20 protein-coding genes are annotated in these 23,257 nt (G+C 53.7%); 12 read left to right on the forward strand and 8 right to left on the reverse strand.

The window, feature by feature from the left end; genetic code table 11:
- Positions 1 to 79 precede the first annotated feature (79 nt).
- Positions 80 to 1,588 carry a catalase gene (locus JRI95_09380; protein ID MBW2061757.1) on the forward strand — a complete coding sequence of 503 codons (1,509 nt, stop codon included), beginning with the start codon at positions 80 to 82 and terminating at the stop codon, positions 1,586 to 1,588.
- A gap of 209 nt (positions 1,589 to 1,797) precedes the next feature.
- On the opposite strand, the gene JRI95_09385 is transcribed toward JRI95_09380, so the two are convergent.
- Positions 1,798 to 3,129, reverse strand: coding sequence for an OmpA family protein (locus JRI95_09385; protein MBW2061758.1), 1,332 nt, complete (start codon positions 3,127 to 3,129; stop codon positions 1,798 to 1,800).
- A gap of 277 nt (positions 3,130 to 3,406) precedes the next feature.
- Here JRI95_09385 and JRI95_09390 point away from each other — a divergent pair, with 277 nt between their 5' ends.
- The 11 genes from JRI95_09390 to JRI95_09440 all read left to right on the forward strand — a co-directional run bounded on the left by JRI95_09390 (position 3,407) and on the right by JRI95_09440 (position 14,469).
- Positions 3,407 to 3,871, forward strand: coding sequence for a MarR family transcriptional regulator (locus JRI95_09390; protein MBW2061759.1), 465 nt, complete (start codon positions 3,407 to 3,409; stop codon positions 3,869 to 3,871).
- A 61-nt stretch (positions 3,872 to 3,932) separates the two neighbouring features.
- Positions 3,933 to 5,201, forward strand: a complete 1,269-nt coding sequence (locus tag JRI95_09395) for an MFS transporter (protein MBW2061760.1) — start codon at positions 3,933 to 3,935, stop codon at positions 5,199 to 5,201.
- A 235-nt stretch (positions 5,202 to 5,436) separates the two neighbouring features.
- Positions 5,437 to 5,673: an acyl-CoA dehydrogenase family protein gene (locus JRI95_09400; GenBank protein MBW2061761.1), complete on the forward strand. Its 237-nt coding sequence runs from the start codon at positions 5,437 to 5,439 to the stop codon at positions 5,671 to 5,673.
- On the forward strand, positions 5,670 to 6,500 hold the full coding sequence (locus JRI95_09405) for an acyl-CoA dehydrogenase family protein (protein MBW2061762.1): 831 nt from the start codon (positions 5,670 to 5,672) through the stop codon (positions 6,498 to 6,500). The genes JRI95_09400 and JRI95_09405 overlap by 4 nt, the downstream gene beginning before the upstream one ends.
- A 71-nt stretch (positions 6,501 to 6,571) precedes the next feature.
- Entirely contained in the window at positions 6,572 to 7,759 is a 1,188-nt protein-coding gene (locus JRI95_09410) for an acyl-CoA dehydrogenase family protein (protein ID MBW2061763.1), read from the forward strand.
- 133 nt (positions 7,760 to 7,892) lie between these two features.
- Positions 7,893 to 8,792: a CoA ester lyase gene (locus JRI95_09415; protein ID MBW2061764.1), complete on the forward strand. Its 900-nt coding sequence runs from the start codon at positions 7,893 to 7,895 to the stop codon at positions 8,790 to 8,792.
- A 6-nt stretch (positions 8,793 to 8,798) separates the two neighbouring features.
- A complete protein-coding gene (locus JRI95_09420; protein ID MBW2061765.1) occupies positions 8,799 to 9,596 on the forward strand; it encodes a hypothetical protein in 798 nt (265 codons plus the stop codon).
- A gap of 16 nt (positions 9,597 to 9,612) precedes the next feature.
- Positions 9,613 to 11,409 carry an FAD-binding protein gene (locus JRI95_09425; GenBank protein MBW2061766.1) on the forward strand — a complete coding sequence of 599 codons (1,797 nt, stop codon included), beginning with the start codon at positions 9,613 to 9,615 and terminating at the stop codon, positions 11,407 to 11,409.
- Between the two features lie 54 nt (positions 11,410 to 11,463).
- Positions 11,464 to 12,180 carry a succinate dehydrogenase/fumarate reductase iron-sulfur subunit gene (locus tag JRI95_09430; protein MBW2061767.1) on the forward strand — a complete coding sequence of 239 codons (717 nt, stop codon included), beginning with the start codon at positions 11,464 to 11,466 and terminating at the stop codon, positions 12,178 to 12,180.
- Positions 12,181 to 12,286: 106 nt separating this feature from the next.
- Entirely contained in the window at positions 12,287 to 13,549 is a 1,263-nt protein-coding gene (locus JRI95_09435) for a CoA transferase (protein MBW2061768.1), read from the forward strand.
- Positions 13,550 to 13,689: 140 nt separating this feature from the next.
- Positions 13,690 to 14,469, forward strand: a complete 780-nt coding sequence (locus JRI95_09440; protein MBW2061769.1) for an enoyl-CoA hydratase/isomerase family protein — start codon at positions 13,690 to 13,692, stop codon at positions 14,467 to 14,469.
- A gap of 98 nt (positions 14,470 to 14,567) precedes the next feature.
- On the opposite strand, the gene JRI95_09445 is transcribed toward JRI95_09440, so the two are convergent.
- From JRI95_09445 to JRI95_09475, 7 genes are all read right to left on the reverse strand, one after another.
- On the reverse strand, positions 14,568 to 15,887 hold the full coding sequence (locus JRI95_09445) for an MmgE/PrpD family protein (GenBank protein MBW2061770.1): 1,320 nt from the start codon (positions 15,885 to 15,887) through the stop codon (positions 14,568 to 14,570).
- A 91-nt stretch (positions 15,888 to 15,978) separates the two neighbouring features.
- Positions 15,979 to 16,938, reverse strand: coding sequence for a methylmalonyl Co-A mutase-associated GTPase MeaB (meaB, locus tag JRI95_09450; GenBank protein ID MBW2061771.1), 960 nt, complete (start codon positions 16,936 to 16,938; stop codon positions 15,979 to 15,981).
- Positions 16,939 to 17,011: 73 nt separating this feature from the next.
- Positions 17,012 to 17,809 carry an enoyl-CoA hydratase/isomerase family protein gene (locus tag JRI95_09455; GenBank protein MBW2061772.1) on the reverse strand — a complete coding sequence of 266 codons (798 nt, stop codon included), beginning with the start codon at positions 17,807 to 17,809 and terminating at the stop codon, positions 17,012 to 17,014.
- On the reverse strand, positions 17,799 to 19,013 hold the full coding sequence (locus JRI95_09460; protein ID MBW2061773.1) for a CoA transferase: 1,215 nt from the start codon (positions 19,011 to 19,013) through the stop codon (positions 17,799 to 17,801). Before JRI95_09460 ends, JRI95_09455 begins: the two co-directional genes overlap by 11 nt.
- A 15-nt stretch (positions 19,014 to 19,028) precedes the next feature.
- On the reverse strand, positions 19,029 to 19,436 hold the full coding sequence (locus JRI95_09465) for a cobalamin B12-binding domain-containing protein (GenBank protein MBW2061774.1): 408 nt from the start codon (positions 19,434 to 19,436) through the stop codon (positions 19,029 to 19,031).
- Between the two features lie 6 nt (positions 19,437 to 19,442).
- A complete protein-coding gene (locus JRI95_09470; protein ID MBW2061775.1) occupies positions 19,443 to 21,230 on the reverse strand; it encodes a radical SAM protein in 1,788 nt (595 codons plus the stop codon).
- Between the two features lie 17 nt (positions 21,231 to 21,247).
- Positions 21,248 to 22,999: a methylmalonyl-CoA mutase gene (locus tag JRI95_09475; protein MBW2061776.1), complete on the reverse strand. Its 1,752-nt coding sequence runs from the start codon at positions 22,997 to 22,999 to the stop codon at positions 21,248 to 21,250.
- Between the last annotated feature and the right edge of the window lie 258 nt (positions 23,000 to 23,257).

The following is a 23,257-nucleotide window of genomic DNA, read 5'->3' on the forward strand; positions in this document are numbered from 1 at the left end:
AAAATCTTATGATCTTGCGAAGGCCCAGAGTTCAAAGTAAGATAAAAACAAATGGCCAATAGAAGAGAGGAAGAAACAAATGGCAGAAAAAAAGAAGACTTTAACCACCGCTTTCGGCATCCCGGTAGCCGACGATCAGAACAGCCTGACCGCCGGCGAGCGCGGGCCGGTCCTGATGCAGGATGTGCACCTGCTGGAAAAATTGGCCCACTTTGACCGTGAACGCATCCCAGAACGTGTAGTGCACGCCAAAGGCGCTGGCGCGTATGGTTATTTTGAAGTCACGGCCGACGTAACCCAGTACACTAAAGCCAAGTTCCTATCGGAAATCGGTAAGCAGACCGAAGTTTTTGCGCGTTTTTCCACCGTGGGCGGTGAAAAGGGCTCGCCCGATGCCGCTCGCGATCCGCGCGGATTTGCCATAAAGTTCTATACCGAAGAAGGTAATTACGACTTCGTGGGCAACAACACGCCGGTCTTCTTCATCAGAGACCCTCTGAAATTCCCAGACTTCATCCATACACAGAAGCGGCATCCCGCCACCAACTGCAAGGACCCGGATATGTTCTGGGACTTCCTTTCGCTAACGCCAGAATCCATCCATCAGGTCACGATCCTCTTTTCTGACCGTGGCACGCCGGCCACTTTCCGCCACATGAACGGCTACAGCAGCCATACTTTCAAGTGGTATAATAATAAAGGTGAGTACTTTTGGGTGCAGTACCACTTCAAGACCGATCAGGGTGTCAAGAACCTTACCCTGGAGGAGGCAACCCGTATTTCAGCCGAGGATCCTGACCATGCCACACGGGACCTATATGAAGCCCTTGAACGGGGCGATTACCCGTCCTGGACACTCGAGATGCAGATCATGACCCCGGAGCAGGCCAAGGATTATCGCTGGGACATCTTTGACATCACCAAAGTCTGGCCTCACGGTGATTTTCCACCCATCAAGGTGGGCAAATTGGTGCTAAACCGCAACCCTGTTAATTATTTTGCCGAGGTGGAGCAGGCCGCCTTTTGCCCTGGCAACCTGGTCCCGGGTATTGCTGCTTCTCCGGATAAAATGCTTCAGGCTCGACTCTTCTCGTACCACGACACTCACCTGCATCGCTTGGGGCCCAATTATCACCTGATCCCGGTTAACCGGCCCAAGAATGCCTCGGAAATCAGCTACCAGCGTGATGGTTTTATGCGGGTTGATGCAAACGGTGAAGGCGGTCCGAACTACTGGCCTAACAGCTTCGGCGGACCAGAACCGGATCCAACCGCGGGCGAGCCGCCCTTTGAGGTTTCAGGTCTTGGGGCACGTCATGCCTCTACGCATCCCAACGACGATTTTATTCAGCCGGGGAACTTGTACCGCGACGTCATGACCGATCAAGACCGCATGAACCAGATCAGGAATATTGTGGATCATCTGGGCGGAGCACAAAAACGCATTCAGCTTCGCCAGACAGCCTTGTTTTATAAGGCAGACCCAGACTATGGCAGACGCGTAGCTGAGGGGCTGGGTTTGGAGGTGCAGGAAGTCGAGCGCCTGGCCAATATGACTCAGGAAGAAAGGGTGCAGGTCACCTCTTAAGCTTTATTGGCATAATGTTGCCCGCTCTCAGGTGATTTTTTATCTGGCGGCACTATGCCTCATGAGGTCCAGGCCCTGGAAGTCGGTCTTACCATTGGCCGAAAACTTATACATATCAAGAATAGTATTAAAAGATAAAAGCAGGGGATTAGGCCTGTTACGGCTCAACCCCCTGTGTATTTAATAAACGCAGACCGTCCGGTCAGAATCTAATCCAGGGGCCTCAATTGAACCCTTCGATTTTTGGCCCGGCCTTCTTCTGTTTCATTGGTTGCGATGGGGCTTGAAAAGCCGTATCCCCTGACAGTAAGACGATCTTTGGCAATACCTTGCTGCATGAAGTAGTTCATGACGGCTCCAGCGCGTTTTTCAGAAAGGCGCTGATTGTATGCCTTTTTGCCGATATTATCCGTATGACCCTGAATCTCAATTTTCAGGTAGGGGTTTCGCTTCAGAATTTCTACGGCCTGGTCCAGATTTGGACGGAATGCTGGCTTGATATTCCATTTATCAGTATCAAAATTGATGTCCCTGACGATCCAGCATCCTATCTCATTCACGGTTGCGCTTTTAGGTGTCCGGGGACATTGATCTAAATAGTTGGGCACGCCATCGGCATCGCTATCCAGAGGGCATCCGGAACTGTCCACCTTGACACCGGCCGGGGTGTTGGGGCACCTGTCCAGGTAGTCGTAGACACCATCGCCGTCGCTATCGAGCGGACAGCCGGAACGATCCACCTTGACACCGGCCGGGGTGCCAGGGCATTTATCCCGGAAGTCGTAGACACCATCGCCGTCACTATCGAGCGGACAGCCTGAGCGGTCCACCTTGACACCGGCCGGAGTGCCAGGGCATTTATCCCGGAAGTCGTAAACACCATCCCCATCACTATCAAGCGGACAACCGGAGCGGTCCACCCTTACGCCTGCCGGCGTGCCAGGGCACTTATCCAGATCGTCATTGACCCCGTCACCGTCACTGTCCAGAGGCGGCACGACTGCCTTTGCGCCGCCAAATAAAAAGGAGAGTCCCAGGGTATAGATGAAGTTGTGCTGAATGCTGCCAAATGAAAGGATGTGCCGGACATCACCCTGTAGGGCCATATTCTCGTTCAGAAAGTATTTCAGACCGGCGCCATAATTCAGTAAGAGTTCGGTACAGCTTGCTCCTCTTTGGGGATTGAGGGTGATACTGCCTATTCCGGCGGCGAGGTAGGGAACCAGCTTTCTGGACGGCGTGAAGTGATAGAGTCCTTCCAGGCGGAATAAATATCCATTTACCTGGCCGGCGCCGGCCTTGGAGTCTGTAACAATCTGGTTGAAAAGAGCCGCTCCGCCCCAGTTTTCTGTCAAGTTATAACCCAGGCCCAGGCCAAAGGTCATGCCATGTTTAAGGTCCTGTTTGCCGTCAAAAATGTAGCCTCCCAGAAACGGAGAGATGGCAAATGATCCGGCTTGATTTTGTGCCAGGCCCACTCCTGCATGGCCCAGAGAAAGTAATACCATGGCAACCCCAATAATTACCATTCTTCGCCGCATGATGCTCCTCCTTATTCTTCAGTTAATACGGATTAAATGGAGATACGCCGTGGATACATATGCATAACTACCACATTCGGTATGTCTATGCAATTACCAGAGGGTGCTTCGTGAGCATAACTGGAGTCAATGGGGATATCGTCAGACAAGACCTCTTGAAGATTGATGTGTTGACGGCTTACTTTTACTCTTGACAATTAGCGTATCCGTAATATACGTACACGTGGTATTGTAACCGTCAACCGCCTGATTGCCCGAGGATGAAAGGAGTTTTTTTATGGCCCGTGAAGAATACATCGGCTTCCTCATCTCCAGAACGCATAAAATCCTCAAAAAAAAACTGACCACGCTTGTACAGGACTATGACCTCACGGTGCGCCAGTACGGGGTCTTGCGCCGGCTGTACGAGGAGGATGGATTGCCGGCCCGGGAACTGGTGGTCAGGCTTTATTCAGACAGCTCAACCATAATAGACATCATTGACCGGCTGGAAGAAAAGGGCCTGGTCAGGCGCGAAGCTGATCCGCATGATCGCCGGGTGAATCGGATCTATTTGACCGACAAGGCCAGGGTAATACTGCCCAAGATATTGAGTCGGGTGGATCGTTTTGAACGCGCTATCTACCGGCATCTTTCACCTCAAGAAACTAAGGCCATTAAAACCGGCCTTAACAAGCTGCATAAGCTCGCGGTGGCTAAAGGGACGGCTGATCAGGCCAACAGTAAAAAAGTCAGGAAGTGATCGGGCATGGCAGCCTGGGGCCTTTTAATTCTAAACGCGTTAAGTATCATGGATGTATCAGGTGGATACTGAGAATGGACAGTTTGGGCCAGGTCCTCGGGGGTCTGGACCGCGCCCGAAGATGCGGCTGGCCGCATTTGCTTCATTGAGAAACCGGGATTTTCGCTGGTATTGGGTAGGCATGCTTGCCTCTTTTAACTCGATGATGATGCAGATGGTGGCGCGCGGCTGGCTGGTTTATACCATGACCGACTCCGCCCTGGCTCTGGGTCTGGTCTCAGCCGGTTTTGGCATACCGATGCTTTTATTTTCTTTATATGGGGGCGCCCTAGCGGACCGGGTTCAGAAAAGAAACCTGCTCCTGGTCACGAGAACGGGCATGGGCCTGGTCTCTTTGGTCATTACAATTCTGATCACCGCTAAAATGATTACTTTGTGGCACCTGATGCTGGCTTCGGTTGTCTCAGGCACTTTCATGTCCTTTTACATGCCCGGACGTCAGGCCTATATTTTAGATCTGGTGGGGAAGGACGGCCTGTTCAATGCGATCGCCATGAACTCAATGGCTATGAACATCTGCCGCATCGCTTCACCGGCCCTGGCTGGCGTCCTGCTTAAATTTATCGGTATTCCCGGGGTCTACTGGCTGGTGACGATCTCCAGTGCCGCGGTGATATTTTCTTTATGGATGATTCCGCCTGGCAAGCCCATAACCGTGCGGCCCAATGCGCCTTTACTTGCGGACGTCATAGAAGGTCTGCGTTACGTGCGGCATAACAGCGTCATTCTCATTCTTCTGCTCATTGGCTTCGTTCCCATAATAACCGCCATGCCTTACCAGTTACTCATGCCCGTCTTTGCCAAGACCGTTTTTAAAGCCGGAGAAACAGGGCTTGGTCTGCTCATGTCAGCGGTGGGTGTCGGCGCTTTGGGCGGCTCGATCTTTCTGGCATCGCGCGGAGACTTCCGGCGCAAAGGCATTCTGACGCTTTTTGTTGGAATAGCCTTTGGCATTTTTTTGATTCTTTTTAGTTTTTCACCTTCTCTGCTTCTGGCAAGCTTTTTTCTGGTCTTTGTCGGTGCTGGCAGTTCCATGTATATGACCCTTAATTATACCTTGCTCATGAGTTATACCCCTGAGGAGCTGGTCGGTCGGGTTATGAGCATTTCCATGATGACATTCGGTCTTATGCCTCTGGCAACACTCCCCGCCGGGGCACTGGCTGAAATTTTTGGCGCTCCGCTTACGGTGGCCGGCGGCGGCGTCATCTTGGCTTTGTTCCTGATTGTGGTCGTAGTCTTTCAGCCGCGTTTCAGGAAGCTGGATTGACGTCAGGCAAATCGTTCTGGCGAGGGTTTATGCAGAATTGAATTGAAATTAGCTTCAGGAATCGTATATTATTCGAACTGCCTGAAAGTGGTTTATGCCAGGACGGTGGTTTTCAGCAGGTATAAGTACTTATCACAGGTCGCTCGCGGCATGTAAAGAGGACAGGCGGGCACACGGGAATTACGTGTGTTTTGTCAATATTTAAACCAAACCTTAAACATCAGGAGGAACGAGAATGGCTGAATTCACTTTGGATGAGGATCAACAGCAGATACAGGACATGATGCGGAAGTTTGCTCAGAATGAGCTTCGGGAGGTTGCCCGGGATTGTGACGAGGAGGCCGAGCTGCCGTCTGATCTTCTGGACAAGGTCTGGGAGCTGGGTTTTACGCATAATGCCATTGAGGAGAAATACGGGGGTTACGAGCTGGGCCGGTCGTCAGCCTGGCAATTGGGGCGCTCTCGCCCTTGACGATGATGATTCCGATTCTGGAGTTTGGGACTGAGGAGCAGAAGGAGGAGTGGCTGCCTCATTTTTGCGGGGAGAAGTTTTTCCCGGCCACTTCGGCCCTGATGGAGCCCCGCATCACGTTTGATCCCACGCTTTTACAGACCACGGTCGAGATGGGCACTGAGACATTGGTGCTCAACGGAACCAAGTGCATGGTGCCGTTGGCTGATCAGGCCGAGCACATCTTGGTTTTTGCCACTACGGCTAAGGGAGCGGGGCCGGCTTCGGTGGAGGCGGTCATTGTGGACAAGGACACGCCGGGGCTGAGTATTGGAGAACGTGAGAAGAACATGGGTCTCAGGCCTTTGCCTCTTTTTCCGGTAACGTTCAAGGACTGTGAGGTGCCTCGGTCGCGGCGCGTTGGAGGCGATCGCGGTCTAGACTACATGCGGCTCTTGAATCTTTCGCGGGCCAATCTGTGCGCCATGGCCGTGGGTGTGGCGCGTGCATCGCATGAGTATGCCTTAAACTACGCCAAGGAGCGTTATGCTTTTGGGGAGCCGATTGCCAGCCGTCAGACCATAGCCTTCATGTTAGCCGAGTCGGCCATGGAGGTTGACGGGATGCGTCTTTTGGCCTGGCGCGCCGCCTGGCGGCTGGACCGTCATGAGGACGCCACTCGTGACGCCACCCTGGCTAAGATGTACTGTGCCGAGCAGGCCATGAAGGTCGTGGACTACGGGGTTCAGATATTGGGCGGTCATGGATATATTCGCGAGCATCCGGTGGAGATGTGGTTTCGGAACGGCCGGGCTTTTGCGACCATGGAAGGCCTGGCCACCGGGTGATCAAGCCCTCCCTATGGCCCATGGCCAGATAAACTGATCAGGAACAACCTTTTCAAGGAGGAAGACATATAATGATAGACTTTGAAATTGCACCCCTGACGAGAGAGGTCATTAAGAAGACGCGTCAATTTGGTCAGGAGGTAACCAGAAAGATCGCTCGTCATTACGATGAATACGAGCATGAGCACGAGGAATTGACAGATGAGGAGATCAAACGGATCAAGGAGCATCAGCTCTCCATCCTGAAGATGATGCAGGGAACCGACAAGCCGAGTGAAAAGCCGGGATTGAGCGGTGTGATCATGCGTGAAGCGAATTCGTGGGGAGATCAATCAGCGGCCTCAGGAGCCGGCACGCTGGGGCTGGGTAATGCGGCCATCAACGCCGTTGCGACCGATGACCAGAAAAAGCGTTTCGGCCACCTGTTTGCGGCCATGGCCATTACCGAACCAGGGGCCGGATCAGACACGGCTTCCATCCAAACCACGGCTAAACTCGACCCAAACACAAATGAGTGGATTATTAACGGGGAGAAGATCTTCGTTACTTCGGGTCGGCGCTGTGAGGCTGTGGTCATATGGGCCACGCTCGATAAGAGCAGGGGCCGGGCCGCGATCAAGAGCTTTGTCGTGGAAAAGACGAGACCGGGTATAACCGTAACCAAAAATGAAAAAAAGCTCGGGATCCGCGCCTCGGACACGGTCTCCATCCTTCTTGAAGACTGCCGCATTCCCTATGACAACATCCTGGGCAGCCCGGAGGTCAAGGAGAGGAAAAAGGGCCTGGGCGGCGCCATGGCCACCTTTGACGCCACCCGTCCGGGTGTGGCCGCCTCGGCTATCGGTATAGCCCGGGCCGCACTGGAGTTCACCAAGGCGAAGCTCGAACAAGAAGGATATACCTTCCCCTATGATCGCGGCCTGCATTCGTTGAGTGCCGTTCAGAGGGACTTTCTTGAAATGGAAGCCAATCTCGATGCGGCCCGTTTTCTGATCTGGCGCGCCGCAGGCATGATGGATCGGCGCTTGAGAAACAGCAAGGAGGCCTCCATGTCCAAAGCAAAAGCCGGTAAGGCCGCCACCCTGGTCTGTCAGAGATGCGTTGACATCCTGGGACCGCTGGGCTATTCATGCGACTGGCTGGCTGAAAAATGGATGCGCGACTGTAAGATTACCGACCTTTATGAAGGCACCGGCCAGATCAATACGCTTATTGTCGCTCGCCACATTTTGGGCTTTACGCGGCACGAACTGAAATAATCACGACCGGGTGGAGCCTTGTGCCAGGAATCGCTCCACCCGAACAGAACCCTGGCCGCGCCATTCTTGGCATCAACTAATGTCGGCGGGGATTTTTTTACGATTATAGTAATTGCCAGAATAACGTTCTGAGATGAAAAGACCTGGATTCATACGCACGGCACTTTTTGTGCCTGGGAACCAGCCAGACCGGGTGGATAAGGCGGTCCATACAGGAGCCGATGCCGTTATCATTGATCTCGAAGACGCGGTGCCTCTGGCTGAGAAAGAAAAGACTAGGGCCATGGTGCGGGACAAGCTCATCCAGCATGACCAAAGAGCCATGTTTGTGCGCGTCAATGGACTGGAAACCGGTTTCATGCAGGGGGACCTGGCGGTGGTGGCCGTGGGTGGGCTGGCGGGCATTATGCTCCCCAAGGCGGAAAGCGCGGCCCATGTTCAGGAAATTGGCGCCAGGCTCAATGAGGTGGAAAAGGCTCAAGGCATCCCGCTCGGAACCATTTCCGTGCTTCCCTTGATCGAATCTGCTAGAGCCGTTCAGAACATATTTGAGATTGTTTCGGTAAAGACCGATCCGCCGAGGTTTTTTTTCGTGGCCTTTGGCGCGGCTGACTATGCCTTGGACATGGGGATCGAGCTGACCAGGCAAGGCACCGAACTTCTCTATGCGCGGTCCAGGATTTGTATCGCCTGCCGGGCCGCCGGGATTGACGCGCCGCTGGATACTCCCTTTATGATTGATATCAGGGATCTGAAGGCTCTGAAGGCCGAAGCCCGCCAGGCCAGACAGATCGGGTTCCAGGGGAAACTCTGCATCCATCCGGATCAGGTCAGCCCCTGCAATGAAGTCTTCTCCCCGACTGAGGAAGAAATTAAGCAAGCAGCCATGGCGGTTCAGGCCTTTGAGGACGCTGAGGCCAGGGGGATAGGGGCCATTCAAATTGAAGGCCGGTTTATTGATTACGCGGTGGTGGAGCGCGCCCGGAGGACCCTGGAAATGGCGGCCCTCCTGCACGGAATACGCCCGGATTAGGCCCGAATGACCAGCATCTCCTCACGGCTTGAGAATATCCCTTTTCTGTCAGACCTGGCCAGAACGAGGGGCTGGCCCTATATCATCGCCTGGATCCATCGCCTCACCGGCATCGTCCTGGTGCTCTATATCTGGTATCACATCTACACTCTTTCCTTCCTGCATTCGCCCGGGGAATACGATACCAAGATGAATCTCTTCCGCGCTTTTGTTTTTATTTTTCTGGAGTGGCTTCTGACCGTACCGGTCATCTTTCACGCCTTTAATGGAGGCCGGCTCATCCTTTACGAAATCTTTGGCTCAAGAAACGATGAGTCCATGATACGATGGGTCTTAGGCCTTTCCATGATTTACATCCTGCTTATAGGCCTGTTTATGATCATGGGCAACCAGGCTGTGTCGCCGGTATTTTTCTGGCTGACCCTGTTTGTTGTCAGCATCTGCCTGAGTTATGGGGTGGCAGCGAAAATCTGGGAAAGCGGAGTCTCTAAAGCCTGGAAGTTTCAAAGGATCACCGGCGCTTTTTTGTTGATCATGATTCCGGCTCACCTTTTGTTTATGCATCTCGATCCCTCAATCGGTCATGAGTCGAGCGTTGTTATGGCGAGAATGCAGAGCGTGATAATCAAGGTCATAGATATAGTATTAATCCTCTCCGTGCTATACCACGGCGGGTACGGCCTGCTGGCTATTGCCAAGGATTACCTGGAGTCCAGGCTGCTGCAAGACGGCTGTGCCTTATTAATTTTCATGGTCATGGCCGTCTTTGCCTGGGTTGGGATCAAGGTGACCCTTTTTATTTGACAGTGGTCGTTTTTACATGAACAGGATTTTTAAAAAAGGACCAGATTTTTATTGTGACCTGCTGATCATCGGTACCGGCGGAGCGGGGCTGCGGTGTGCGACCGAGGTCCTGGAAAAGAGGCCGGAAACCAGCGTCATGGCGTTAACCAAGGTTTCTCACCCTCAGAAGTCCCATACATCAACCGCCCAGGGCGGCCTGGCCGTGGTGGACCCGCGAGACCCGGTAGATAAGAATATCTTTCACATGTTTGACACCTGGAAGGGTTCCGACTGCACGGCCGATCAAAATATCATTAAAAAAATCATCGAGTCGTCATGGGAACAGATTCTGTGGCTGGAAAACAGGGGCATGCATTTCAGCCGGGATATCGAAGGCAAGTTGAGTAAGAGAACCTTTGGGGGGCATACCCTGAATTTTGGTGAGTCCCTGGCCTATCGCGCCGTGTTCGAAGCCGACCGCACCGGAAAAGGGATCATGGATACCACCTGGGGTGAAGCCTTGAAAAGAGGCATCCGCTTTTTGACTCAAAGCATCGCCACCGAGCTTCTTTTCACCGGAAACCAATGTGTGGGCAGCGTTGTTTTCAAACAGAAGGAAGGGGAGTTTATCCGCATTTTATCAAAGGCCACGATCATCGCCACCGGCGGGTGCGGTCAGGTCTTCAAGGTCACTACCAACTGCCGCCAGAATACCGGAGACGGGCTGGCTCTGGCGCTTCAGGCCGGGCTTCCGGTCATGGACCCGGAAGCGGTCCAGTTTCATCCCACCGGCATTGTTGGCCCTGGTATTTTAGCCAGTGAAGCATTACGTAGTGAGGGCGGAGTCCTGCGCAACAAGGACCTCAAACCCTTCATGGAAAGATACGCCCCAAAGATGAAGGACCTGGCCCCGCGCGATCTCGTGTCCCGGGCTATTGAAACCGAGATTCGACAAGGCCGAGGCGTCCTTAATCCTGATCATGGAATTTATCATGTGTGGATTGACCTCAGACATCTCTCAGAATATGTCCTTGACATGAAGCTAGGTGAAATTTCGCACTTTTTTAATAAGTTTGTAAACATCAACCCCAAGGAGGAGCTCTGTCCTGTCTGCCCGAGCAATCATTATCACATGGGAGGAATCCCGACCACTGAGTTCGGCGAAGTGCAAAACGGCTCGCAGGACACTGTCCCGGGTCTGTTTGCCATAGGGGAGTGCGCTGCCGCGAGCTTTCATGGTTTCAACCGCCTGGCGGCCAATTCTATTCTGGAATTGATCACCATGGGAAAATTTGCAGGTGAGAGGGTGCTGGAGTATTTGAAGGAAGCGCCTGCTGAAACATCCAAAGCAGAAGGGGAGCATACCCTTTCGCTATTTTCTGGTTATCTCGAGGCCCAAGGCCGGGACAGCCTTGGCCGGATTCGTGAGGCCATGCAGACGATGATGACCGGGAAGGCCGGTGTTTTCAGGACCGAAGCCGGACTCCTGGAAGCTGTCGAAGGCTTGAAGGAATTGAAAGATCGGGCCGCTAAAACCGCGCTGTCCACCAGAGGGCTCATCATGAACCAGGAACTGGTTCGGCGCTGGGAACTGGATAACCTGCTGACCGTGTCCATGGTTATCGCTTGTGCCGCACTCAATAGAAGAGAATCGAGAGGCGCTCATTATCGTGAAGACTTCCCTGAGAGAAAGAATGAGTATAATTATCATACGTTAACGACCATGGAGGAATCCGGGAGGATTGAGTTTGGGAAACGGCCTGTGGATATGAGCATTCTCGAAGCCGGGGGCGGGCATGCGCAAAAATTCGGGATGATTAAGCGAGAGTATTAAGGCATGGGAAGTTCATTTGAAATCTTGCTTAAAAAAGATCGTTAAAAAAAATTTATGGCTAAAACTTATTCCATCACTTTGAAGATTCACCGGTACAATCCTGAAGAAGACCGGTCCTGGATTCAGGATTATCACATGGAGGCCGGCCGAATCCTCCGGTTTGTGGATCTCTTCCATAAAATAAACGATGAACAGGATTCCACCCTGGCCTGGAACTCCTCATGTGAACACGGTCAGTGCGGAACCTGTTCCGTCATAGTCAATGGCAAGCCTCTTCTCGCGTGTGAACTCCTGGTTGAAAACGCGGTTCACCGTTTCAGGACCACAACCTTTATCATCGAACCGCTGGACGTGGCGCCCGTCATCCGCGATTTGATGGTGGACATGGAAAAGGCCTACGAAAAGGTCAACCAGGTCAAGCCATACATCATTGAACCGGCGCCCCTGCCGGTCGAAAGAGACGTGTACCCCATAACGCCGAACGAGCTGGAGCTTTACGTGAACGCCACGCGATGCATCAACTGCTTTTGCTGCGCCTCGGCATGTATCAGCAGTCATAAGAGTTTTCTCGGGCCGAACGCCATGCTGGCCGCCATTGTCCGTGTCATGGATCCGCGCGAGCAGGAGAAGGAGGAGCGGTTTAAAGTTCTGTACAGCGACCAAGGGGTTTACAGGTGCCACTCGACTCAGGCCTGCACCTTTGTCTGCCCCAAGGAGATTGACGTGGCCCATTTCATCGCCCTGGCCAAAGAGGGCGCTATAAAGCTCTGATAATGATAGATGCTGGCGAGGCCCGGTTTTTATGTTCGAGAGCCGATAATGATGGAAAGACGCCTTTCGATTAAAGACCTTTTCACCCAATTTGAGGTAGAATAAAGTGGAATCAAAAGACAAGCTCAATCGTTTTATCCGTGACCAGAGGTCTGAAGCCAAAGTCTCTGATCTTCCATTGAAGGATTTGAGAATAATAGACATGGCCACGGTCTTGGCTGCGCCTTTTGCCGCCACGCTCATGGGAGATTTTGGCGCTGAGGTCATCAAGGTAGAACCCCCTGAGACGCCTGACGCCATTCGGAGATGGGGGGTTCTTGAAAGCGGGATTCAGCCTTTCTGGGCGGTGTTCGGCCGGAACAAGCTCCCGGTGACCATTGATCTGAAATCGCCGGACGGAAAGGAGATTTTTTTCAGGCTCATCGAAAAATCTGACGTGCTCATAGAGAACATGCGCCCGGGCACCATGGAAAGGCTGGGGTTTGACATGGAGAAACTCCTGGAAGTGAACCCGGGCCTGGTCATCGGCCGGGTTTCAGGATACGGTCAAACCGGGCCTTATGCCTCAAAGCCCGGATTTGGCACCCTGGCCGAAGGTTTGAGCGGTTTTACCTATCTCAACGCTCAGCCGGGCGGCATCCCTACTAACGCGCCCCTGGCCCTGGCGGATTTTATTACTGGTATGCATCTGGCTTTTGCCATCATGTTGGCCTTGAGGGGGCAGGAGAGGGGAGAAAAAGGAGGGGGCGTTATTGATATTTCCCTGTATGAGCCCCTTTTCGGGCTGTTTGGCTCGGAATTCCTGTCTTATACCCTCAGTGGCGAGGTGCCGCAGCCTCAGGGTAGTGAGTTGAGCTATGTCGTTCCCAGGAATAACTACATGACCAGGGATGGAAGATGGGTGACCCTTTCCGGGGCCGCTCAGAAACCATTTGAAAGGCTGATGGAGATCGTCGGCCATCCTGAGATGAAGGACGATCCTCGCTACAGGATCAATGAAGAGCGTATCAAGGAGGAAAACCGCCGTGTCATCAACCAGGTGATCTCAGACTGGATCGGAGGCAAAAATCTCAAAGAAATCGTTGAGATTTGCGGTCGCTCCGGTATTACGGCCGGACCGGTAGCCAACATGGAGGACATCTTTAAGGATGTTCACTATCAGGCTAGAAAGTCCTGGATCGAGATAGAGGACCCTGTCACCAGGACCCCCCTCAAGATGCCTAACGTCTCCTTTGGACTCCTCAACACCCCGGGCAGGATTCGATTTCCCGGCCTGCCTCTCAGCTCGGCCAATGAGGTCGTCTTTCAGGATCTCCTTGAATTTTCTGTTGAGGAGATAAAGAGGTTCAGGGGAGAAGGGACTATCTAATTTTTACGCTTTTTCAAGCGATGGGAGAGAAAGAATATCTCCGGAGCTCAAACTTCTTTGTAATTACAGAGCTTTTGAAACATAACTAAAAATTCGATTCCTGGGAAATTCCCTCAGAATAATAAAGAGAGGTGACGGCCATGCCGGGTGTTTCCGTTGATGTGGATGACCGGAAGGAGTTGGGGTGCGCGGCGCGGGTTACGCTCGATAACACGGCCAAGCTCAATATCATCAACACGCCGCTCATTCAGGACCTGATCAGGGCGATTGAAAGCTTTCATGATGATGAAAGGCTGCGGGTGATGGTCTTGACCGGGGCCGGGAACCGGGCGTTTATTGGCGGAGTTGATATCAATGAGATGTCTCGGCTGGATTCCACTAACGCCGAAGCGTTCATTGCGAGCGTGCATCAGATATGCCTTGCGATTCGAAGTCTGCCTGTGCCTGTTATCGCCCGCATATCGGGTTATTGCCTCGGTGGCGGGCTTGAGGTTGCGGCCGCCTGCGATATGCGGGTGGCGAGCGAGGATTCCACGTTTGGCTTGCCTGAGGTGAATGTGGGGCTCCCCTCTGTGATCGAAGCGGCTCTCTTACCCCGGCTGGTAGGCTGGGGCAAGGCGCGTGAGATTATCTACACCGGCCGCTATCTTTCAGCCGCCGAGGCCCTGGAGTGCGGGCTGGTCGAGCGCGTCGTATCACCTGAAAAGCTGGATGCTGCGGTTGAAGAATGGGTGGAGGCCATTCTCAATGCTGGCCCGCAGGCCATCCGTCTTCAGAAGGCCCTTATCCGCCACTGGGAAATCCTGCCTCCTGATGAGGCGATTGAGAAAGGAATTCAAACCTTCGGGCAGGCCTATGAAACTGACGAACCTCAAAGGTTCATGAAGCGTTTCCTGGAGCGCAGGCGGGATAAAGATTGACCCTGGAACACGAAATTTCGCTGCTGAAAAGGAAGCCTGTCCGTGAAACAGATTTTTTAGTAAATGATGACCAGAAAATAGAATTTACAGGGCGTCGTTTAAACCAATCCGGTCAATGAATTCATGTCCTCAATTTTTTCTAAGGATGAGATTGCATCCATGAGCTTCTGAGTTTTATCGCCGCCCATCACCGGTTCGCACAGGTCGGTGAACTTGGCCTTTATTTTTATTTTTTTAACATCCAGCTCCGGGATCTCTCTGAAGATGTCTGTAAATGCAGAATAGACCTGACCCTCGCTTGTCTCTATCTCCACCCTGGATTCCATGGCCTGCATTTCTGGAGCGACCTTTACCGATATCTTGTTCATAAGTTCTTTTATTTCGGGGTCGGCGACCTTGTCGTCCGTAAAGGCCTGCAGGCCGGTGTTGCCTCGCACCAGGGCGTTGGCCACGCAGTAGGGGACGCTAAACTTGCCTTCCAACCCTGTATGCGCTTCCATCTTGTCGGCCGCGCTCAATGCCGTTTCACTGACGCGGACTTTAATTGACCTGACGTCCTTGACAGACAGCCCTTGTTTTTCAAAGACAGATACGGCCGCCTCGATGGGAGAGTGCGTGAAATGACAGGAGGCATGGTACTTCTGCGCCAGATGCTCGATTCCCCAGGACTGGCCGAGCGAGTTCAGGATGTCCTCCTTCACCGCGCCTTTCATGGCCTGGAAAAGACCGCCGGGCCCTTCAAGGATGTCTTCGGCGCTGGTGAAACCGTCGCTGGCCAGCAGGGCGGCCATCACCCCTGCCTCTGACGCCAGTCCGGCGTGGAATGGTTTGCACATGGTTCCAAAGACCCTTTTCAGTCCCGAGCTCTGCGTGCCCGCGATGCCCAGGGCGAAAACCGTCTGCTGTTCATTCAGACCCAGGAGACGGGAACAGGCCGCGGCCGAGGCCAGATGACCCATGGTGGAAGTGGCGTGCCATCCGGCGGCGTAATGTTCGGCCCCGGCGCAGGCGGCGATGGTTGTGCCGACCTTAAGGCCGATGAGGTAGGACGACAGGAAATCGGCTCCGTTCCTGCCTTTCCACTCGCTTAGAGACAGCAGCCCTGGAAAAAGGGTTACTGAAGGATGGCCCAGAAAAAATGACAGGGTGTCGTCGTAATCCAGGGCATGCGATGCGGCTCCATTGATGAGCGCGGCCTGGGAAACGGTCTTCTTTACGCTGTGACCCAGAATGGTTGCCTGCTGCGCCCCTCCCAGGAGATCGGTGTACTTGAGCAGCTTCTGCACCAGGGGTTCGTCCTTCCCGGCCATGGTCACGCCCAGCCAATCCATGAAGGCTACTTTAACATGGTCAAATATTGCAGCTGGAATATCAGCTGTATTGGCCTTGACACAAAATCTGGCAAGCGTCCTTGTCATTCCGGCGGTTTTCTCCGGCATCATGTTTCCTCACTTAAAAAAATTAGTAACCATAAGCTCACGGCGCGGGCTGAAGCCTTTAAGATGAAAATCATGCCCCTGGCAAAAGAGGGGTCAGAGGAGCGATGATTTCCTGAACAATGGAGTAGGGGTCGTTTTCGCGGGCCATGACCTGTCTCACGGCCTGGTCAAGGCTGCCGTCCTTGTTCCAGTTTTTTTTGATGAGGCCCACGATTTCCTTTTCCAGCAGTCCGATCAGTTCCTCGCGAATCCGTTCTTCCTGCCACACGGTCTGTTTGTTGAGGGTTTTCAATAGCTCATGTGTTTTCTGCACGAGCTCGACAATTCCATTGCCTTTTATGGCCACGGTTTTCAGAATCGGAGGCCTGGGAGCTTCTGTATCCATGTCAAGCTCCAGCATGGCCTCGATATCCATAACCACCTGGTCTGCGCCCTTCAGGTCGGCCTTGTTGACGATAAATATATCGGCTATCTCCATGATGCCCGCCTTGATGGTCTGAATCGCGTCACCCTGTCCGGGGACACAGACCACCAGGACCAGGTCCGCGGTCCTGACGACCTCGACCTCGTCCTGCCCGACGCCAACGGTTTCGATGAGGATGAAGTCCTTGCCAAAGGCGTCCATGATCTTGGCCACATCGCGAGCAGACTGGTTCAGCCCCCCCAGGACTCCTCTGGTAGCCATGGAGCGGACGAAAACGCCGTTCAGGTCGCTCACATCCATCATGCGGACGCGATCTCCGAGCAGGGCGCCGCCGGAAAAGGGGCTTGAAGGATCAACCGCAATGACGCCCACCTTGAAGCCCTGGTCCACGAGAGTGCGGGTCATACGGCTGGTGAGGGTACTCTTGCCCGTGCCTGGAGCCCCGGTAATGCCCACCACCCGGGCCTTTCCCGTGTCGGCGTAAACCCGCTTCATGGCTTCCATCCATCCTGGTTCGCGGTTTTCGACCCGCGTGATCAGCCTGGTCAGGGCGCGGATGGAGCCGCTCTTCATCTCGCTGATCAATGCTTCCCATTTGCTAGTCATGTCTTGCTCATCCTTTCAACATGCCAACTAGAACATGACAGACCCGGTCAGGCAAATGGTTTTTCATTCTGCGCTACCGGCCAACAAATTCTGGTTTGCGTTTTTCCAGGAAGGCCTTCTGTCCCTCTTTAAGGTCCTGGCTGGCAAAGGCTTCCCTGACGAGGACCTGGGCTTCCTCAAGATCGGCCTCGCTTAAAGTCATGGAGCGCCCGAACATGTTTATGATTTTTTTTGTTCCTTTAAGAGACAAGGGGGCGTTCTGTGTAATTTCTTTGGCAAACTGAAAGGTAAAAGATTCCAGCTCTGACCTGGGAACCAGGTAATCCACCAGCCCCTTTTCTTTGGCTTCAGTGCCGCCGTATGTGCGGGCGGTCAGAAAAACTTCCCTGGTCCGGGCCATGCCCAGGGCGTCCAGAAACTGCTTAATGCCTTCCGGATGATAGACCAGGCCCAGTTTGGCCGGCGGCATACCCATGCGGATGTCGTCTCTGGCAATGCGGATGTCGCAGCACATGGCCAGGTTGAAGCCGGCCCCAAAGGTATACCCGTTCAGCATGGCCACCGTGGGGTATGGGAAATTTTTGACACTGTCCAGGGCCAGTTCCACGGGGTTGCTTCTTTTGAGCGCTTTTTGAATCTCCGGGGAAACGTCCGTCGGGATGGCGCCGATGTCGTATCCGGCGCAGAAGGCTTTGTCTCCAGCGCCCCGGAAGATTAGGGTCCGGACTTCGTCGCCCCTGGAGAATTCATCCAGGGTTTCATAAAGTTCAATAAGCAGGCCCGGTGTCAGGGCGTTTCTCTTTTCGGGCCGGTTAAAAATCAGGGTGCAGATATGATCTTGTTTTTCGACCTGAAGAACCTCACTCTCCATTATCTTCCTCCTCCTTAACGCCGATCACTTTTTCATCCAGAAGTGTCTTTATCTTATCGTCAGAATATCCAAGGAGCTGTTTCAGGACTTGCTCGGTATTTTCTCCAAGCCGGGGCGGCGGCTGAAAGACCTCCTCTGTCCTGGAAGCCTTGACCGGATTGCCTGCCAGTTTAAATTTCCCTAAACGCGGGTCAAAAAGTTCAGGGATCATGTTTCGCGCCAGGACCTGCGGGTCGCTAAAGGCGCGGTCCAGGGTGTTCACCGGGGCACAAGGCACGTCCGCCTCTTGCAGGAGCTCAAGCCACTGGGCAGCCGTCTTCTCGAGGAAGGCCTCTTGCAGGATGGGGATGAGTTCGTCGTGGTTATCAAGACGCTTGATAGAATTCTTGAAGCGTTCATCCAGCACAAGCTCTTCAAGTCCGAGGGCGACACAGAGTCCTTCCCAGAAGGGTTCTGTAACGGTCGCCACCACGATCCAGATATCTTTTGTCTTAAAGGCTTCGTAAGGCACCAGGGTTCCGTGGCGAGACCCCTGGGGGCCGGAGAGTATACCGCCGATGAGGTAATATGAGGCCAGGTAGGACATCAGGGATATCTGGCAGTCCAGCAGACTGATGTCCAGCTTCTGGCCTTTTCCCGTCTTTTCGCGAAAGTGCAGGGCTGAAACAACTGATAAGGCCGCGAAAAGGCCACCGGCCAGGTCCCCGATCGGTATGCCCATCCTGACCGGGGGGCCGCCTTGCTCCCCGGTAATGCTCATGCCTCCGCTCAACGCCTGAATGGTGAGATCAAAGGAAGGACGGTCCCGGTACGGGCCGGTGTGGCCAAACCCGCTCAGAGAACAGGAGATAATACGAGGATTCACCTGCCTGAGGTCTTCGTAATCGCACTTGAGCCGGCTCAGGGCCTGAGGCCTCATGTTGTCCATAACCACGTCAGAAACCTTTACCAGTTCGTAAAATATCTCCAGACCCCTGGGTACCTTCATATCCAGGACCACGCTTTTTTTGTTGCGGTTGACCGCCAGGAAGTAGGCGCCCATCCCTCCAAGTGACGTTTGGACTCCAAGGCGGGTGTAGTCGCCGCGGTGATCCTCGATCTTGATCATCTCGGCTCCCATGTCGGCCAGGATCATGGTGCCGTAAGGTCCGGCCAGCATCCTGGTCAGGTCCAAAATGCGAACATCTGATAACAGGCCTTTCATCGGAGCGTCCTTTTTCTACTTTTCCGCCTTGACATGTTCGTTGATAACCTGGGCGACCCGGCTGATATCAGTGCCAGAAGTAAAAATTTCTGTCACGCCCATTTCCTTGAGAGGAGAATTGTCCTCCTCGGGAATCAAACCGCCGATCAGAATGATGATGTCCTCACCACCCTTTTCCTTGAGCGCCTCGATGACTCGTCTGGTCAAATGCATATGGGCGCCCGATAAGATGGACAGGCCCACCACATCCACATCTTCCTGGATGGCCGTGTTTACGATCTGATCCGGGGTCTGACGCACCCCCAGGAAGATAACCTCAAATCCCGCATCCCGCAAACCATAAGCAATGACCTTGGCCCCTCTATCGTGTCCATCCAATCCGATTTTCGTTACAAGGACCCTGATTTTCCTATCCATTTCCATTCTCCTTTAATCAAATATGGGGTCGCATTCAATCAAGGCTAGGGGCACTTTGGTGCGGCGTTCAATATCCAGATAAACCCGGCCTGTAAGGTCTCGGCCCCAGCCGCTCAGGGAAAAAGCGGAGGAAGGAATAACTGCCAGGTCGGGCAGAATCTTTTCCTGGTCAATGAACTCCTCGATGGCCCTGATGAAATCCTCGACAACTATCAGGTCTCCCATAAAGATGTTTCCCCCAAAGTAATGGTTCCGCGGAACCCTGATATATAGGTTCGTGCCAGGAAGACGCCCCTGGACCGAAGTGAATTTTTCGAGGAAGGGGCGCACTAAAGTAGATGTAAGCACGAGCACCTTCCGGGCCTTGCGGGCCGCAACGATCTGCCTGAGTTTTTCCATCCATTCCAGGGGGAGGCCGGAACAAGGGAACACTCCCCCGAGGTGGGTTGCGGTCTCCGGTATGTAAGGATAATCGAAATCAAAGAGGTTCAGTTCCAGGTCCAGCGGGGTTCCGTTTCGTTGAATTGAAAGGGACGCTCCTTTGAGGTCGCTCTGGTGCAAAAGCGTTAGAAGCGAGCGGGCCTGGGGACGATTTTTCACGGGCAGTCCGTTTATCTTGAGGATGCGGTCGCCCTGACAAAGCCCGGCCCTGGCCAGGGGGGAGTTTTTCACGACGCCTATGAGCACAGGGTCATTGAGCCTGTCGGGATCGGTATACTCCTCAAACAGACCGGGCCGCATGACCATGGGACAATCAGTGCTCAGACGCAGCCCCAGAATTTTTGATTTCAAGAGGCGCCATATTTCGTGGAGCGAAAACGAATCCTCTTTTGAAAAGGCCCGGGAATACCCTGGCAGACTGATCTGAATCAGGGTCGGATCAAAGGCAGCGGCAAAGGCCACGGTCTTTTGCAGGTCCTCGAGCATGATTTCAGGCGAGGGAAAGGGCCAGGGAACGATGACGACGCTGTATGGAATATCGGCCTCTCTGAGATGAGCCAGGGAATCCAGGGCCTTCTGAGGCTCCGGATCGTTCATGAGCCACTGCCGCCGGGCTGGGGAAGAAGAGTTGAGGGAGACGTCCAGGGAAACCGGCTTGTGTCTGACCAGTGACCGGATGACTTCAGGGCTGAGCGTGGAACCATTGGTGGAGATTCGAAAAGGTTCGGCTGTTTTTTGACGCAGTGCGGTCAGAATCTTGAGAATATGAGGGTGGGCCAGCGCCTCAGCCGGACTGCCCATCCAGGGAAAAATATTCAGTTTGGCAGACGGAACGTAATGATTGATGCGCGTTTGTATCTCCTCATATTCCTCCAGGGGTTCGCGCCGCCTTGGTCTCAAAGGGGGAGCCGTTCCCTTGTTGTAACAAAAACGGCAGTTCAGGTTGCATCTGGAGGCCGCATGGGCCAGGATATCTGTCGCTCCCCCGCCGGGGCCAAGCCATTGATTCAGGTCCTTAAGCCGGAACACGTCCACCTGAACCGTTTCTCCATTCGCTTCTAAATCAATAACGCTCATCAAGGATTCAAGGAGACACCGGATAAAACGCAACCTGGGTTCATACAAATCCAGAGGGTCTGAAGACTCAAATCTCTCCATACCTTCGGGAGGGTAGAGAGGGTGCACCGTATGCCGGTCATTGAGCAGCCTGTACCCGTCAACCCTGATGTCCTGATGATCCTGCGTGGGCACCAGGAGGCGCAGCAGTTCGCGCAGGCAGGACCCGAGCAGATCGTCCGGGCTGTGCCTCTGGGAATCAGAATTCTTACTTAAGGGAAATCTAAAGGGGTTCGCTGCCATATATCATTTGCCTTTATTTATAGAATTGACGGCGCTTCATATTCTCCAAAAACGTCCCGGAACACGTCTGCAACTTCCTGAATGGTTACATAGGCCTTGACGCATTCGATGAGATGCGGCAGGAGGTTTTCGTCCTCCTGGCGAGTCTTTCGCTTTAAAGTTCCCAGTAACCGCTTGACGTCTTCATTATTTCGGGTGCGTTTGATCTCCTTTAAGGCGGCAACCTGCTTTTCTTCGGCCCTGGACCGTCTTTGCGGGTCATAGGGGTGAGGCACCAGGCGCGTGGTTTCGACTTCCAGCTCACTTTCACCGGTAAAGCAGTTTACGCCCACCATCAGTACCTCCCCGCTGGCGATCTTCCTTTGATGTTCATACGCGCTTCGGCTGACCCCTCTTTGCATGTACCCCTGCTCGATGGCAGCCACCGCGCCGCCCAATTCGTCAATCTTTTTTAGTTCGTCCCAGGCCTCCTCCTCAATCTCGTCTGTCAGGGCTTCCATGCAGTAAGACCCGGCAAAGGGGTCCTCGACCTCGCCCAGTCTGGCCTCGCAGGCCAGAATGCGGCCGGCATCGGTGGATAACTGAGTCGCCTCGGCGCTCCATCCCAGACCCAGCGGCTCGTCATAGGGCGGGAAGGGAGCGGGACGGCCCCCGGACAGGGCCCCGGCAATGGCCCCCATGACCGCTCTGGTGAGGTTATTGAGCGGACGCTGGATGGTGGTGCTTGAAGGCCCGATATGAGCCGTTATCGGCATCCTGATGATCATGCTTCTCGGGTCCTGTGCGCCGAATCTCTCTTTCAGGATGCGGGCATACATGCGCCTGGCCGCCCTTTGAAAGGCGATTTCCTTTAAGAATTCCATACTGCCGCCAAAGGCGTTGAAGGTGAAACGGGGCGCAAAATCATCCACATCCAGCCCGGCCCTGACTCCCTCCTCAAGGTAGGCGATGGCAATGGCCATGCTGTACGCCAGGTCTTGCTGCCGCGTGGCTCCGGCTTCTCTGATGTGGTAGCCGCCGATGCTGGTGATATTTACCCGCGGCATGTGCTTGTGCAGAAAGACGAGGCTGTCTCGAAAGAGACGCATGGCCGGGCGCGGCGGGTAGATGTAAGTGCCGCGCGCCAGGTATTCCTTGAGGATGTCGTTTTGCGGGGTCGCCCTTAATTTTTCAAGCGGAATGCCGCGCTTTTCCGCCAGGGCGGCGTACAAGGCCATGATATAGATTGCCAGAGAGCTCATGGTGTAGTTAGATGAGATACGATCTAAATTAAGATCCCCCTGGTAAGGTTCATAGATGACCTCGAAGTCCCGCAGCGTGTCAATGGCGACGCCGACCCTGCCCACTTCCCCCTCGGCCATGGGATTGTCAGAATCGTATCCGCATTGAGTCGGCAAATCCATGGCCAGGTTGGGCCCGCCTCGGCCTCCGCTTTCGATCCTCTGTTTATAATAATCCCGCGTATCCTCCGGCGCTCCATAACCTGAGTATCCCGCAGCGCGCGTCAGTCCGCTGCCTGCGCCGGACGGCGCCTTGGCCGCCAGTCTGGCCATGCCTGCGGTCGGGTCGAAGGCATAAGTGCCGGCCGTAAAGGGATAATCGCCCGGGAATCCCACTTTTTCCAAAAAATTGAAATCTTCTATATCCAGGGGGGTGTAAAAGCGGCTGGGCGATTCTTTGAGGAGCGGGAATCTGGCAAGCGCCTTTTTCACCGTGCCTTCTTTCCATTCTTGCTCCTTTTTCCTGATTTCATCTTTGCTGCTCTTCATCGTTTTCCTCCTGTTTCACGGAGTTCTGATTATGATTTTAAAAGAGTATTTTATCTTGTTTACAAGCTGGCTGAGATGATTTTTCTGCAGAATTAATAAATTGAGAGGCACAACTTTGAAAGTATAATTTCTCCCACCCAGGCTGGACCTTGGCAATCCGGGCTTCCGTAATAACGGCGGTGAAGCGTTTTTTTAAGGATTTCATAGCAGACGCATGAACCTGGGCGTGTGGCCAACACTTAAAATAAGGATATTAAC

The sequence above is a fragment of the Deltaproteobacteria bacterium genome (assembly GCA_019308995.1).
In the GTDB taxonomy this organism is placed as follows: domain Bacteria; phylum Desulfobacterota; class Desulfarculia; order Adiutricales; family JAFDHD01; genus JAFDHD01.